A 14,464-nucleotide genomic window follows, 5' to 3' on the forward strand; every position below is an offset into this window, starting at 1 on the left:
AGCCAGCAATGAGACCCTCCCTGCCATGAGCCTGCGGATTATTCTACGTATCCTGGGGCTGCTGTTGATGCTGTTCAGCCTCACCATGCTGCCTCCCATGCTGATGTCGCTGTGGTTTCGCGACGGCGTTTGGCACGCGTTCATGAGCGGCATCGCGATTTCCGTCATCACCGGCCTGCTGATCTACCTGCCGAATCGCCGGGCGCGCAAGGAGCTGCGCATTCGGGACGGTTTCATCATCGCGGCCATGTTCTGGACCGTGCTGGCACTGTTTGGCTCGCTGCCGCTGATGCTGTTCGGCGAGGGCTCCCTGAGTATTACCGATGCCGTCTTCGAATCCTTTTCGGGCCTGACCACCACCGGGGCCACGGTCATTACCGGCATCGATTTCCTGCCCGAGTCGATCCGCTACTACCGCCAGCAGCTGCAGTGGCTGGGCGGCATGGGCATCGTGGTACTGGCGGTGGCCATCCTGCCGACCCTGGGGGTCGGGGGCATGGCCCTGTACCGCACGGAAATTCCGGGGCCGCTGAAAGACTCCAAGCTGACGCCGCGCATCACCGAAACCGCCAAGGCGCTGTGGTATATCTACGCCACCTTGACCTTTGCCTGCTTCGTGGCTTACATGATCGCGGGCATGGATTGGTTCGATGCGCTGGGCCACAGCTTTTCCACCGTGGCCATCGGCGGATTTTCGACCCATGACCTGAGCATCGGCTATTTCGATAGCGCCGCCATCGAGCTGATCTGCATCAGTTTCATGCTGATTTCGGCGGTGAGCTTCAGCCTCCACTTCGTGGCCTGGCGCGAGAAGCGCCTGACCCACTATTTTCAGGACCCGGAAGCCCGGTTTCTGCTGCTGTTCCTGGCGGGGCTGACCGTGATTACCGTCATTACCCTGTGGCTGACCAACACCTACCACGACATCACCGGCCTGCGGCATGCACTGTTCGAGGTCGTCTCCGTGGCTACCACGGCGGGGTTCGCCGTGGCCGACTTCTCCGGCTGGCCCGGGGCAATTCCGTTTCTGCTGTTCATTGCCGCCTTCGTAGGGGGCTGCTCGGGCTCCACCGCTGGCGGCATGAAAGTGATCCGCATCATCCTGATTCTCAAGCAGGGCATGCGCGAAGTCATGCGCCTGATTCACCCCAACGCGGTCATTGCGGTGAAGGTCGGCAAGGTCAGCGTTCCCGACAGCATCGCGCAGGCGGTATGGGGCTTTTTTTCGGCTTATGTCATGCTGTTCTTCCTGATGCTGGTGGGCGTGATGGCCACCGGCGTGGATCAAGTGACCGCCTGGTCGACGGTGGGCTCGGCGCTCAACAACCTGGGCCCCGCGCTAGGCGAAGCCAGCAGCCACTATGGCGACTTACCCAGCCTGGCCAAATGGATTCTGGTACTGGCCATGTTGATGGGGCGCCTGGAAATTTTCACCGTCCTGGTGCTCTTTACTCCGGCCTTCTGGCGGCGTTGATACACCACTGAGCCCCGGTACTGACGGCTTGTGTACGTTTTCACCTTTTTATACTTATATATCGAGACTGTTGAATGACCCACGATGACACTACGCGGCCACCGACGCCGCCCCTGCCCTCCACTAGCGGCCCGCTGAAAACCGTGACCGTGGGCGACACCTGCTACACCCTGCTGGGCACGGCCCATGTCTCGGCCGAAAGCGCCGATGACGTGCGCCAATTGATTGCTACCGGCCATTTCGATGCGGTGGCCATCGAGCTGTGTGACGCCCGCCATCACAGCATGGACAACCCCGATGCCATGGGCGAGCAGGACCTGTTTCAAGTGTTCAAGCAGGGCAAGGCCGGCATGGTCGCCGCCAGCCTGGCGCTGGGGGCCTTCCAGCAGCGTATCGCCGAGCAGTCAGGCATCCAGCCAGGGGCCGAAATGCGCGCGGCGGTGGATGAGTGCCGTGCTCGCCAACTGCCGCTGCTGCTGGTGGACCGCGATGTGGGCATCACGCTCAAGCGCATCTACAGCAACGTGCCCTGGTGGCAGCGCTTCTCGCTATTTTCCGGGCTGATTGGCAGCGTGCTCTCCCGTCAGGATGTCTCCAGGGAGGAGATCGAAAAGCTCAAGGAGGGCGATATGCTGGAAGCCACCTTCAGCGAATTCGCGGCGGAATCGGAAACGCTCTACACCCCGCTGATCCGCGAACGCGACCGCTACATGGCGCTACGCCTGGCCGAAGAGGCACCTCCCGGGCGCTACTCGAACGTGCTGGTCGTGCTCGGCGCAGGCCACCTGAAAGGCACCGGCGAGCACCTGGAAACACCGCTACCGGAAAACCCGACCCAGGAGCGGGAATCGCTGGAAGCTACTCCGCCGCCCTCCAAGCTATGGAAAGCCATGCCCTGGCTGGTCACCGCACTGGTGCTCACCGGCTTTGTGGTCGGTTTTTCGCGTAATACCGAGTTGGGCTGGCAGCTGGTGATGGAGTGGTTCTTGATCAATGGCCTGCTATCCGGGGGAGCGACCCTGATTGCCCTGGCGCATCCGCTCACCGTGATCGCGACCTTCTTTGCTGCGCCGCTAACGTCGCTCAACCCCACCATTGGCGCCGGTTTCGTGGCCGCCGGGGTCGAGCTGTACATGCGCAAACCCAAGGTGCGCGATTTCTCCACCCTGCGCCATGACGTGACGCAACTGAAAGGCTGGTGGAAAAACCGCGTGTCACGCACGCTGCTGGTGTTCATTCTCGCCACGGTAGGTTCGGCCATTGGCACCTGGGTGGCAGGCTTCAGAATTGCCGGGGCGCTGTTTGGCGGCGCCGCGTGAGCCATAGCACCATTCGGCAAGCTCCCTGGCAGGCCGATGCCCTGCTGCTGGTGACCACCCTGGCAGCAGGCGGGTGGATATTTTCCAAGGAAGCGCTGGCAGGCATGCCTCCGCTGCTGTTCATCGGCACCCGCTTTCTGCTCGCGGGGGTCATTCTGCTGGGCTTCGCCTGGCCGACGCTGCGCCATCTGCCGGCCCGGCGTATTCGCCGCGGCCTGCTGGTAGGCGTACTGTTCAGTGCGGCCATCGCCTTCTGGGTGCTGGGGTTGCATCACTCCCAGCATCTGGGAGAAAGCGCCTTCATCAACAGCCTGGGCATTCTGCTGGTGCCAGTGGTGGCTCGCCTGCTGTTTGGCGACCGTCCCGCCACCAGCACCTGGGTAGCCCTGCCCGTCGCGCTGACAGGCTTTGCGCTGTTATCGCTGAATGCCGGTTTTCGGGTAGAGGCCAGCCAGCTGCTGATGCTTTGCGCGGCCTTGTGCTTCGCGCTGCTGATCAACGTCAATGGGCGGGTGGTGCGCAATGTGCCTGCCCTGTCGTTGACCACGCTGCAGCTGCTTTCCGTGGGCATCGTGTTGACCGCTGTTTCATGGGTCATGGAAGAGCAGACGCTCTCCCTCGATGCCCCGATTCTGGGCTGGTTTCTGGCCAGCGTGCTGCTGGCCAGCTCGCTGCGGTTCTATCTTCAGATCAAGGCGCAGGGCATGACCACGCCGAGCCATGCCGCGGTCATTCTGATGCTGGAGGCCGTCTGGACAGCGCTGCTGGCCGCCTGGTGGTTCAACGAAACCATGTCGGTGCTTCAACTCACCGGCTGCACGCTGATTTTCGCGGCCCTGCTGATCAACCGCTGGTACTGGGTGCGCAAGCTGCTGTTGCGCTGGCTCCCCGCCGCCAGGCCTTGATCAGCACGGCGCATCCCCCGCTTTTCGGGCCAACAGCCGAGTCATGGCCGCCGTTGGCTCCTCGATCTTGCGGTAATAGCGGCTCTCGGCGTAGCTGTCGTTGAACACATCGAAGTAGTCGTCCAGCACGCTGGCGGCGTTTTCATCACCGCTCTGACGCAGCAGTTCGATGGCCACCTCGGCGGTGCACAGGTGGGCTTTCGAGGCGGGCTTGCGCAGCCGGTAGCGGGTTTCGCGCTCGGTACGCAGCGGCAATACCGGCAGCGTGTCCAGGTAAGGGCTCTTGCGGAACATACGCCGGGCCTGCCGCCAGGTGCCGTCCAGAATGATGAAGACTGGAATACGCGACTGCTGCTTGACCGCCTGGACGGCCTCCAGCCCCACCACCCGCTCCGCGTAATCCGGCTGGTCGTCAGGAAAAATCACGAACGGCGCGTAGCGCGGATCTTGCAGCAGCGCGGCCAGCGCCTCGTCCGGCGCCGTGCGATACCAGGTAAATACCCGAGTGTTGGTCAGCACATCGCCAATCAGGCGGCCGGTATTGGTCGGCTTGAAGTGCTCGATGGAGTGGGTCAGCAGCCACACCTGGGCGTCACTCTCTGCCTTGACCTGATAAGGGCACAGGCAGTTCAACTCGGGCAGATTGCACCCTTCGCAGCGCTTGACGAAGCTGCCGCGCGCTTTGAATTCGCGCCGCGGCGGTCGCGGGTGCCCCGTGGCCGGGTCGCGGTCGGTCAAGGCGTCATGCTCAGGGGGCAGCGAGGTCGCGTCAGGCATCTGCGCTCCAGTGGTGATCAAAGGGCGCAGAGTATAAAGCAGGCCGTGCACCGTGACGAATGTTCCCTTCCCCCGCCCTCCAGTAAACCAACCAATCATTAAAAGTTGACACCCTTGACATCTCACCGCTAGAGTCCTGTCAACTTTCAAATTAAAAAAGGTTTACCCGTGACCACTCACACGACGGCTTCTCACTCGGCTGACGCCGCTCCGCGCCATGACTGGACCCTCGAGGAAATCGACGCGCTATTTGCGTTGCCCTTCAACGACCTGCTGTTTCAGGCCCAGCAGGTGCATCGGGCACACTTCGATGCCAACGCGGTGCAGGTGTCTACCCTGCTGTCGATCAAGACCGGGGCCTGCCCGGAAGACTGCAAGTACTGCCCCCAGTCGGGTCACTACAACACTCAGTTGGAAAAAGAGAAGCTGCTGGAAATAGAGAAAGTGGTGGCCCAGGCCAAGGCCGCCAAAGAGGCAGGCGCCAGCCGCTTCTGCATGGGAGCGGCCTGGCGCAGCCCCCGGGACAAGGATCTGCTGGCGGTGGAAGAGATGGTGCGTCAAGTGAAAGCGCTGGGGCTCGAAACCTGCATGACGCTGGGCATGGTCGATGGTGAACAGGCCACCCGGCTGGCCGCTGCGGGGCTGGACTACTACAACCACAACCTCGACACCTCCCCCGACTACTACGGCGAGATCATCACCACGCGCACCTACAGCGACCGCCTGGAAACCCTGGCCACCGTGCGCGATGCCGGTATGAAGGTGTGTTCTGGCGGTATTCTCGGCATGGGCGAAGGCGCCCAGGATCGCAGCGCGCTGCTGCAACAGCTGGCCAGGCTCTCCCCGCATCCTGAGTCGGTGCCGATCAACATGCTGGTAAAGGTGCCGGGCACCCCGCTGGAAAACGCGGAGGACCTGGACCCGCTGACGTTCATCCGCGCCATTGCCGTGGCGCGCATCATGATGCCCCAGAGCCATGTGCGCCTCTCGGCAGGCCGCGAGCAGATGAGCGAATCCACCCAGGCGCTTGCCTTTCTGGCCGGTGCCAACTCGATCTTCTACGGCGACAAGCTGTTGACCACCGGCAACCCCCAGGCAGAGCGCGACCGCGCGCTGTTTGCCAAGCTGGGCCTGCACCCCGAGCGCCGCGATACCTGCGAAGACGACACGCAGCATAGCGAGCGGCTGGCCCAGCAGGCTCAGCGCAATGCCCAGGCCGAACGCGCTGCGGCGCTGGCGGTGGATGCCAGTGTCTGAGGCGTGGCAGCAGCGCTTGGCAACCGCTCGTAACGAGCGGGAGCGCCTGCAGCGCTGGCGCTCCCGCCGAGTCGCGTCTCACGCTGCGCTGGACTTTGCCGGCAACGACTACCTGGGCCTTGCCCAGGACCCACGGGTGCAAGCCGCCCAGGCAGAAGGCGCCAAGCGCTTTGGCGCCGGGGCCGGGGCGTCGCATCTGGTCAGCGGCCACCTGGGCATTCACGACGCCCTGGAAGCTGCGCTAGCCGAGTGGACCGGGCGCGAGTGGGCGCTGCTGTTCTCCACCGGCTATATGGCGAACCTGGGCGTGTTGCAAGCGCTGGCGGATTCCCACACCGCGATTTTTCAGGACCGCCTCAATCACGCCTCGCTACTCGACGGGGCCGCGCTGAGCGGCGCCCGCTCCCGACGCTACCACCACCGCGATGGCCAGGACCTGGCGCGTCTACTGGCGCGCAGCCGGGCCACCCATCAGCTGGTGGTGAGCGACGGCGTGTTCAGCATGGACGGTGATATCGCCGACATCGAACAGCTCGCCCACCTCAGCCAGCAACACGGCGCCTGGCTGATGATCGACGATGCCCACGGGCTTGGCGTGCTCGGCGAAAACGGCGCAGGCTGCGTGGCAGGCTTCAATAGCCAGCAGGTGCCGATTCTGGTCGGCACCCTGGGCAAAGCGCTGGGCACCGCGGGCGCTTTCGTGGCGGGGGATGCGGCACTGATCGAGCACTTGATTCAGTTTGCCCGCAGCTATGTGTACACCACCGCCCAACCGCCCGGCATTGCCGCCGCCACCCTGGAAGCGCTCACCATCGTCCAGCGGGAACCGGAGCACCGACAGCGGCTTGCGCGCCACATCGACTACTTTCGCCAGCAGGCCACGGCCCTGGGGCTTCCCCTGGGCCACTCCCACACGCCGATTCAGCCGCTGCTACTGGGCAGTGAGCAGCGCACCATGGCCTGGGCCACCCGTTTCGATAAACACGATATTCAAGTAGGCGCGATACGCCCGCCCACGGTGCCCAACGGCGAGGCGCGACTGCGTATCACGTTAAGCGCCCGCCATACCCAGAGCGATATCGACCGGCTGTTGGACGTGGCCGCGATCTGCCTGCACGAGGAGCGGCGATGAAGCTTGTCCTGCTCTCTGGCTGGGGCATCGATAGCCGTATCTGGCAGCCCCTGGAAGCGCACTGGCCCAACACCGTCGAGCCGATTACCGTCGAGTGGCCAGGGTACGGTGTTTCACCAGCGCTCCCCGCCCCTGCTCGCCTTGCCGCCCTGGCCGAGCGCATGGCCAGCCAACTCCCCAGCGATGCCGTCTGGGTAGGCTGGTCGCTGGGGGGATTGCTGGCCACGGCACTGCTGGACCATTTGCCACCCCCTCACGCCCTGCTATTGCTGGGTATTGGCCAGCGTTTTTACGACGACGCGGAAGACGGCGGCGTGACCCGTGACGAGCTTGCCAGCTTTCAGCGCGCCTTTCGCCGCGACGCCATGGCCACATGGCGCCACTTTCTACGCTGGCAGTGCCAGGGCGAACCCAACGCTCGCGAGGCTCACCGCCAACTCAGTGGGCTGCTGGGCGACGCGCCCTGCGCGGACTCTGCCACCCTGGCCCAAGGCCTGACATGGCTGGCCACGCTGGACAACCGCGCGCACTTCGTGGCACCGCCCTGTCCTATCCACCTGCTCGCAGGCGCTCAGGACCCGCTGCTGCCAAACCGCACTCGCCAACAGGCCTTGCGGCTGGAAGACACCGGGCACTGCCCGATGCTGTCACGCCCGGCCCAGCTCGCCGCTCAAGTGGCCGAGCAGGCGACACAGGTGCCGCGATGAACTCACCGTTGCTCTCTACCCCCGTACCCCACTGGCAGGCCCGCGTTGCTCGGGCCTTCTCCCGAGCGGCGCCGCGCTATGACGCGCTCGCCAGCGCCCAGCGCGATATCGGTGAAGCGCTCTGGCAAACGCTGCCGAAGAGCGCCCAGCAGGTGCTCGACCTGGGCTGCGGCACCGGCTACTGGACCCAGCGGCTGGCCACCCATTACCCGGAGGCCACCATCACCGGGCTCGACCTGGCCCCGGGCATGCTCGCCCACGCCCAGGCAACCTATGGCGATGCCATCCGCTGGCAGCTGGGGGACGCCGCCGCGCTGCCGCAAAACGATGCCAGCGTTGAGCTGGTGTTCTCCAATCTGGCGATTCAGTGGTGCCCAAGCATCGAGGATGTCATGCAGGAGCTGGCGCGGGTGCTTGCCCCTGGCGGGCAGGCGCGCATCACCACCCTGCTGCCCGGCACGCTTCATGAGGTGGCCACCGCCTGGCAGCGGCCCGAGGCCCTGCTGCAAACGCCGGACGCCAGCACCGTGCGACGGGCAATTGCACGAAGCGGCTTGCGGCTTTCCCACCACGTGTGCGAGCAGCGGCGCTTTTTCTACCCCGACCTGAATGCCGTCATGGCCTCTATCAAGGGCGTGGGCGCTCAGGTGGCAAGACCCCACGCGCAGCTCACCCGCCAGGCACTGAGCGATGCCCGGTTGCGCTATGAAACACTACGCACGCCGCGGGGGCTGCCGGTGAGCTACCACTGCCTGACGCTATGCCTGGAAAGCGCGAAATGAACAACACCTATTTCATCACCGGTACCGACACCGATGCGGGCAAGTCCCTGGCCGCCAGCGCGCTGCTGTGTGCTGCCCGTCAGCGCCAGTACACCACGCTGGGGTTGAAACCGATTGCCTCAGGTAGCGAGGCCACGCCCAACGGCCTGCGCAACCGCGATGCCCTGGCGCTACAGGCGCAAAGCTTCCCGCCAGTGGATTACCCAACGATCAACCCCTGGGCCTTTGCCCCCGCCATTGCGCCCCATTTGGCGGCCCTGGAGGCGGGCACGGTGCTGGGTGTGGCCAGCGTGACCCAAGCGCTGCGCGAAACCCTGAGCCAAACGCCACGCGACCTGACGCTGATCGAAGGCGCCGGCGGCTGGCGAGTGCCGCTCAATGAGGAGGAGGATTTTTCCGACCTGCCCCGCGCGCTGGGCCTGCCGGTGATTCTGGTCGTCGGACTGAAACTCGGCTGCCTCAACCATGCGCGGCTCACCGCCGAGGCCATCGCTGCCGATGGCGTGACGCTGGCGGGCTGGGTGGGCAGCGTGGTAGATCCTGCCTTTGCCAGCGATAGCGCACGCTTTGCGGCCAATGTGGCACTGCTCGAACGCGCCCTGCCTGCGCCCTGTTTAGGGCTCATTCCCTATTCGGTACAGGCAGATGCCGCTACCGCGCAGCGCTTTATCTTCCTGGATACACTGCTCACTCCCACGGCCCAGGAGGCTACGCCATGAACTCTCCCGTGTGGCACCCCTACGCCCACCTCAAGACCCAGACACCGGCCCCCAAGGTGGTGGGCGGTAGCGGCAGCCACTTTACGCTGGAAAGCGGTGAACGCCTGCTGGATGCCACCTGCTCCTGGTGGTGCATGATTCACGGCTACGGCCATCCGCGCCTGGTGGCCGCGATCCGCGAACAGGCCGGCGAGCTGTGCCATGTGATGCTGGGGGGCCTGACCCACGGCCCCGCCGACCAGCTGGCACGGGCGCTGGTGCGCATTACCCCGCCGGGGCTGAACCACGTGTTCTTCTCCGACAGCGGTTCGGTGGGCATGGAGGTGGCCATGAAGATGGCGCTGCAGTATCAGGTGCTCATCGGCCAGCCCGGCAAGCGCAAGATGCTCTCGCTGATGAAGGCGTACCATGGCGACACCACCGGCTGCATGGCGGTATGCGACCCCGAAGAGGGCATGCACGGCCTGTTCGCCAGCCTGCTGCCTCAGCACCACTTCGCCCCGGCCCCCACGGCACCGTTCGATGCCACGCCAGCCCAGGTAGAGCGTGACCTCGCTGCGCTCCGAAAGGTGCTGTCGCGCCACCACCAGGAGATCGCCGCACTGCTCATGGAGCCGCTGCTGCAAGCGGCGGGTGGGCTGAACATGACCTCGCCGCACTACCTGCGCGGCGCTCGGGCGCTGTGCGACGAGTTTGGCGTGCTGCTGATTTTCGACGAAGTGGCCACCGGCTTTGGCCGCACCGGCAGGCTGTTTGCCGCCGACCACGCGGGCGTCACGCCGGATATCATGGTGCTCTCCAAGGGGCTGACCGGCGGGTATCTGGGCCATGCGGCCACGCTGGCCACCGACCGGGTGCACGAGGCGTTCATTGGCGACAGTCAGCACCACGCCTTCATGCACGGCCCCACCTTCATGGGCAATCCACTGGCTTGCCGCGTGGCGCTGGAGAGCCTGCGGGTGTTCGAAGAGGAGCATTACCTGGAGAAAATCGCCGCGCTCAGCCAAGTGCTACAGCGCGAGCTGCTGGAGGACGCGGCGCTGCGCGCGCACCCGGCGGTGGCGGATGTCCGGGTGCTGGGCGCGACAGCGGTGATCGAGACCCATGGCAGCGAGGCGCTGGCGGGCGTGGCCGCGTTTGCCAGAGCACGGGGCGTGTGGCTGCGCCCCATTGGCCGCTGGCTCTACACCATGCCCGCCTATATTGCGACGAACGCCGAGATCACCCAGATTACCGGAGTCATGAAAGCGTGGTTTCTCGAAGCGCACCGGTAACCTGCCATCCATCGGTTCGCTCACTCCGCCCCGTCGTTGACTCAAGGCAAGAGCAAGTTGCCCTGCTTGCGCCACTGGTGAACCAGCGCTGGCACGCCTTCCCCCGCCGTGGTGTTGATCGCCAGCACGCCAGGCGGGCTGAGCGCATCGGCATCGGGGTCTATCAGTGCACAGGGGGTATCGTAGTCGATGTAGGTCAGCAGCGACGCGGCGGGCATCACCGCCAGCGAGGTGCCCACCACCAGCAGGAAATCGGCCTGGCTGACCAGCTCGCAGGCCTCTTCGAAGAGCGGCACGGCTTCACCGAACCACACCACGTCCGGGCGCAGCTGGCTGCCCTTGTCGCACACCTCCCCCAGGCGGATTCCTCCCTTGGGCAGCGGATAGCGCAGCCGGGCATCGACGGATGAGCGCGCCTTGAGAATCTCGCCGTGCAGGTGCATCACGTGGCGCGAACCGGCACGCTCGTGCAGGTCGTCGATATTCTGCGTCACCACGCTGACTCGAAAGCCTTCCTGCTCCAGTGCGGCCAGCGCCTTGTGGGCGGCATTGGGTTTGGCCCGGCGGATCTGCTCACGGCGCTGGTCGTAGAAGGCCAGCACCCGTTCGGGGTTGCGCCGCCAGCCCTCGGGCGTGGCGACGTCCTCCACAGGGTGATCTTCCCAAAGGCCGTCGCTGGCCCGAAACGTCTTGATGCCGCTTTCGGCGCTAATACCCGATCCGGTCAATACCACCAGGTGAGGAGGTTGAGTCATGACTAATGTACCAGTTGGCCGATGGTTCCAGAGAACCGTTGCTTGTTGCGGTAAGGGTAGACATCGATCACCCGCCCATTGCGAATGGCCTGCTGCAACCCTAGCCAATAGTCCGGGTCGAACAGCTCCGGGTGCTGCGCCATGAACAGCGCGCGAAGTTCGGGGTTGGCAAACATGAACGGGCCGAACTCCTCGGGGAAGATATCGTGGGGGCCGATGGAGAGGCTAGCGCCGCCATCCATGTAGCTATCGCCTTGCTGGGCTTTGGGCATGTGGCGAAAGCGACACTCCGTAAGGTAGCTCACTTCGTCGTAGTCGTAAAAAATCACCCGCCCGTGACGGGTAACGCCAAAATTCTTCAGCAACATATCGCCCGGAAAGATATTGGCGGCTGCCATCTGTTTGATGGCATTGCCGTAATCCTTCAGCACCATCACTCGCTCATCGGCGCTGCACTGCTCCAGATAGAGGTTCAACGGCGTCATCATCCGCTCGGTGTAGCAGTGCTTGATGATCACCTTGTCGCCTTTCAGCGATACCGTGGAAGGGGCAACTTCCAGCAAATGGGCCAGACACTCCGGCGCGAAGTGATCCTGGCGCACGATGAAGTTGGAAAACTCCTGGGTATCGGCCATGCGTCCTACCCGGTCGTGACGCTTCACCAGCCGATACTTCTCTCGCACGATGGCTGGCGTGACCTCCTTGGCCGGGTCGAACTTGTCCTTGATGATCTTGAACACGGTGCGAAAGCTGGGCAGCACGAACACCGCCATTACCATGCCCCGCACGCCCGGGGCGATGATGAAGCGCTCTTCGCGCTTTGCCACCTGCTGGTTCAGGGCGCGAAAAAACTCGGTTTTGCCGTGTTTGAAAAAGCCGATGGCGGCGTACAGCTCGCCTTCCGGCTTGTGGGGCATGAGCTGTTTCAGGTAGCCCACGAATTCTCCGGGAACCGGCACATCGACCTGAAAGTAAGCGCGGGTGAACGAGAAGATGATCGACACTTCATCGGTTTCGGTGAGCACGGTATCCAAATGCAGGCAAGGGTCACCGCCCTGCTGCTCGCCGCACCCTTCGCCATGCAGAATCGGCAGCACCAGCGGCACCTGCTCACCATCGCCGAGTATACGGCCCACCAGGTAGGCCCCTTTGTTACGGTAGAAAACGCTGCTGAGCAGCTCCACCCGTGCATCCGCCGCCTGCCAGAGGCGGGCGGGCAGCTGGGCTTCCAGCAAGCCCGCCCCCAACTGGCTATCGCGTTCCAGATGGGCAAAGGGCGTCTCCAGCGGTGCCTCTTGCAGCGCCCAGGCCAGTGCCCCGGCCCAGTCGCCGTCGACCGCATGATGGCGGCACAGCTCGATGCCCGAACGGTGCGCGGCATCTTCACGGGAGCTGTAGACGAACATCCAGTCGTTGCGGATATGGCGATGCTCAAACACCGAACAGAACAGCGAGTTGAAAAAGGTCTCGGCCAGCTCGTAATCCAACCGCTGGCCGATCAAATTGGCGTAGTGCCCGCGGGCTTCTCGCCAGGTCTCGCAATAGGCCAGCACGTCCTGGGGAAACGTACGCTGCAAGCGCCCCAGCGTGTCCTGGACTTTTTCCCCGTACAGATTGATCCGCGCCGCCGAGGCTTGCTGCGCCTCGCGCCACGCCGCATCGCGAAAGCGGCGGCTGGCATCCTGAGTGATCTGCTGGAAGCGTGCACGGTACTCATCGAACCCATGCAGTACCGTCGCCGCCAGGCGGTAGGCCGGAGAGTGTTTCATCAGACTGGCTCACGTCGATAGAAGGCTTCCCAGACTCCTCGAACGGCAAACTACATACGAGACGACCTTAGTCCTGTGAAGAGTCGTCCTGTGAAGATAAGCCCTGTGAAGAGCCGTCCTGTGTACATCAGCCCTGTGAATACGTCGCGATAAAGGCAATTTCCAGCTGAAACGGTCCGGCGGTGCGATCGGCAATCAGAAAGCCCAGCTGGTGAACGGTGCCGGGCTCGAGCGGCGGCGCGTTGGACAGCAGCGTCCCCCGGCGCACGGCGTCGAACTGCGCCCAGCTGAAATGCAGCGTTTCCCACTGCTGGGCGCTGGGCGTGAACGCCACGCGGTAGGCACTCGCATCGTCCAGCGCGTGGCTTTTGAGGCGCAGTTGATAGCGACGGCCATCGCCGCGCACCCGCAGCATGATGCCCTTGGCCTTGGCCAGGCTTGGCTCAAACGTGCCGGGCTCACGGCGCACCGAGGCAAAGCCGCCGCCATTTTCCAGCGAGACCTCTCCATAAAAGCAGCCATGCCCCTCTTCCACACGAAAGCCACTGTGGGACACGCCGCCCATCACACCATCGTCCACGGCGTACCAGCGCACCTGTTCGGCATCGCCCAGGGCTGGGTCGGTAAAATCGAGCATCATCACGGTTTCCCTCTGTCGCTTGGCCAATGAGCCCGCCTTGGCACCAAGGCCAGAGGCGGGCTGCCGAGCTTCAGACTAGGTGATTCGCCGCGCTGATTAAAGCCTGGCGGAGTTTCAATCGGCCACGAGGAAATTCCGGGTCGAGTGGCTGCCCTCCAGCACGTTGTCTTCGCTGCGGTCCTTGAGCTTCACGCCGGAGAGCTTGCGCTCCCGCGCTTCGCTCAATAGCAGCAACAGACGCCTTGCCGCCTCTGCATAGGCCAGCCCAGCGGGGCGCACGTTGGAGATGCAGTTGCGTCGGTCATCCTTCAAGCCCACTTCGGGGGCCCAGGTCATGTAGAGTCCCAGGCTATCCGGCGAGCTGAGGCCGGGGCGCTCACCAATCATCACCAGCACGGCGTCGGCATTGAGCAGCGCGCCCACTTCATCGCCAATGGCCACGCGCCCCTGCTCGACGAGGGTCAGCGGCGCCAGCTGCCAGTCGTGGTGGTCGCGCTGCAGTGCGTCGTAAAGGGCGGCCAGAAACGGCGCGCTGTTCTGCTGCACCGCCAAGGCCGAGAGGCCATCCACCACCACCACCGCCAGGTCATAGCGCTGGCCGCTCGCCGCCGCTTGCTGCAGTGCCTGCCGGGATGGTTCGTCGAGCCGTCGGCCGTAGTCGGGGCGCTGCAGGTACATTGCCCGGTGTTCGGCGCGACTGTGTACCACCAGCGGCGCGTAGCCCAACGCCAGTTGCCGGGTGAGTTCATCGGCCAGTGCCTCGCACGCGAGCGGGCAGTGCACTGCGTCCTGGGCCTGGGCATGGGCCAGTTGAAATGCAAGCAGCTGATGGGTGGGCAGGCTCACCCCGGCACGCCCCAGCCCGATGCGCGCATCGGTAAAAGCGCGCAGGCGCTCCCAGGGGTTCTCGATGACGATGGGCGCCCTGGTGTCCTGCGAGGATGGCTTCGGCAT

Annotated in this window: 14 protein-coding genes; 9 read left to right on the plus strand and 5 right to left on the minus strand. The window is 64.3% G+C overall.

Annotated features, from left to right (window positions below; translation table 11 throughout):
* Positions 1-25: 25 nt before the first annotated feature.
* From KVY02_RS14890 to KVY02_RS14900, 3 genes are all read left to right on the plus strand, one after another.
* Positions 26-1,474, plus strand: a complete 1,449-nt coding sequence (locus tag KVY02_RS14890; RefSeq protein ID WP_016914942.1) for a TrkH family potassium uptake protein — start codon at positions 26-28, stop codon at positions 1,472-1,474.
* A gap of 74 nt (positions 1,475-1,548) precedes the next feature.
* Positions 1,549-2,793 (plus strand): TraB/GumN family protein, encoded by a 1,245-nt coding sequence (locus KVY02_RS14895; RefSeq protein WP_218313830.1) that lies wholly within the window; start codon positions 1,549-1,551, stop codon positions 2,791-2,793.
* Positions 2,790-3,698: a DMT family transporter gene (locus KVY02_RS14900; RefSeq protein WP_218313831.1), complete on the plus strand. Its 909-nt coding sequence runs from the start codon at positions 2,790-2,792 to the stop codon at positions 3,696-3,698. Before KVY02_RS14895 ends, KVY02_RS14900 begins: the two co-directional genes overlap by 4 nt.
* On the opposite strand, the gene KVY02_RS14905 is transcribed toward KVY02_RS14900, so the two are convergent.
* The gene (locus KVY02_RS14905; protein ID WP_218313832.1) at positions 3,699-4,475 is read right to left on the minus strand and encodes a tRNA-uridine aminocarboxypropyltransferase; all 777 of its coding nucleotides are present in this window, start codon (positions 4,473-4,475) and stop codon (positions 3,699-3,701) included.
* 168 nt (positions 4,476-4,643) lie between these two features.
* On the opposite strand from KVY02_RS14905, the gene bioB reads away from it, so the two are divergent.
* Genes bioB through bioA form a run of 6 tightly spaced genes read left to right on the plus strand, consistent with a single transcriptional unit; the run spans position 4,644 to position 10,346 of the window.
* Positions 4,644-5,732, plus strand: a complete 1,089-nt coding sequence (gene bioB, locus KVY02_RS14910; protein WP_016914946.1) for a biotin synthase BioB — start codon at positions 4,644-4,646, stop codon at positions 5,730-5,732.
* A complete protein-coding gene (gene bioF / locus KVY02_RS14915) occupies positions 5,719-6,864 on the plus strand; it encodes an 8-amino-7-oxononanoate synthase (RefSeq protein WP_100731882.1) in 1,146 nt (381 codons plus the stop codon). The genes bioB and bioF overlap by 14 nt, the downstream gene beginning before the upstream one ends.
* The gene (locus KVY02_RS14920) at positions 6,861-7,571 is read left to right on the plus strand and encodes an alpha/beta fold hydrolase (protein WP_100731883.1); all 711 of its coding nucleotides are present in this window, start codon (positions 6,861-6,863) and stop codon (positions 7,569-7,571) included. Before bioF ends, KVY02_RS14920 begins: the two co-directional genes overlap by 4 nt.
* A complete protein-coding gene (locus KVY02_RS14925) occupies positions 7,568-8,353 on the plus strand; it encodes a methyltransferase domain-containing protein (RefSeq protein ID WP_218313833.1) in 786 nt (261 codons plus the stop codon). Before KVY02_RS14920 ends, KVY02_RS14925 begins: the two co-directional genes overlap by 4 nt.
* Entirely contained in the window at positions 8,350-9,072 is a 723-nt protein-coding gene (bioD, locus tag KVY02_RS14930; RefSeq protein WP_218313834.1) for a dethiobiotin synthase, read from the plus strand. The genes KVY02_RS14925 and bioD overlap by 4 nt, the downstream gene beginning before the upstream one ends.
* Positions 9,069-10,346 carry an adenosylmethionine--8-amino-7-oxononanoate transaminase gene (bioA, locus tag KVY02_RS14935; RefSeq protein WP_218313835.1) on the plus strand — a complete coding sequence of 426 codons (1,278 nt, stop codon included), beginning with the start codon at positions 9,069-9,071 and terminating at the stop codon, positions 10,344-10,346. The genes bioD and bioA overlap by 4 nt, the downstream gene beginning before the upstream one ends.
* A 41-nt stretch (positions 10,347-10,387) precedes the next feature.
* Here the strand turns inward: bioA and KVY02_RS14940 are convergent, their stop codons facing one another.
* The 4 genes from KVY02_RS14940 to eutC form a co-directional block, all read right to left on the minus strand.
* A complete protein-coding gene (locus tag KVY02_RS14940) occupies positions 10,388-11,101 on the minus strand; it encodes an SIR2 family NAD-dependent protein deacylase (protein ID WP_218313836.1) in 714 nt (237 codons plus the stop codon).
* A 2-nt stretch (positions 11,102-11,103) separates the two neighbouring features.
* Positions 11,104-12,870, minus strand: a complete 1,767-nt coding sequence (aceK, locus tag KVY02_RS14945) for a bifunctional isocitrate dehydrogenase kinase/phosphatase (protein ID WP_218313837.1) — start codon at positions 12,868-12,870, stop codon at positions 11,104-11,106.
* A 127-nt stretch (positions 12,871-12,997) separates the two neighbouring features.
* Positions 12,998-13,510, minus strand: coding sequence for a CIA30 family protein (locus KVY02_RS14950; RefSeq protein WP_218313838.1), 513 nt, complete (start codon positions 13,508-13,510; stop codon positions 12,998-13,000).
* Positions 13,511-13,624: 114 nt separating this feature from the next.
* Positions 13,625-14,464: an ethanolamine ammonia-lyase subunit EutC gene (gene eutC / locus KVY02_RS14955; protein ID WP_218313839.1), complete on the minus strand. Its 840-nt coding sequence runs from the start codon at positions 14,462-14,464 to the stop codon at positions 13,625-13,627.

The organism is Halomonas sp. 18071143 (assembly GCF_019211725.1).
Lineage (GTDB): Bacteria > Pseudomonadota > Gammaproteobacteria > Pseudomonadales > Halomonadaceae > Vreelandella > Vreelandella stevensii.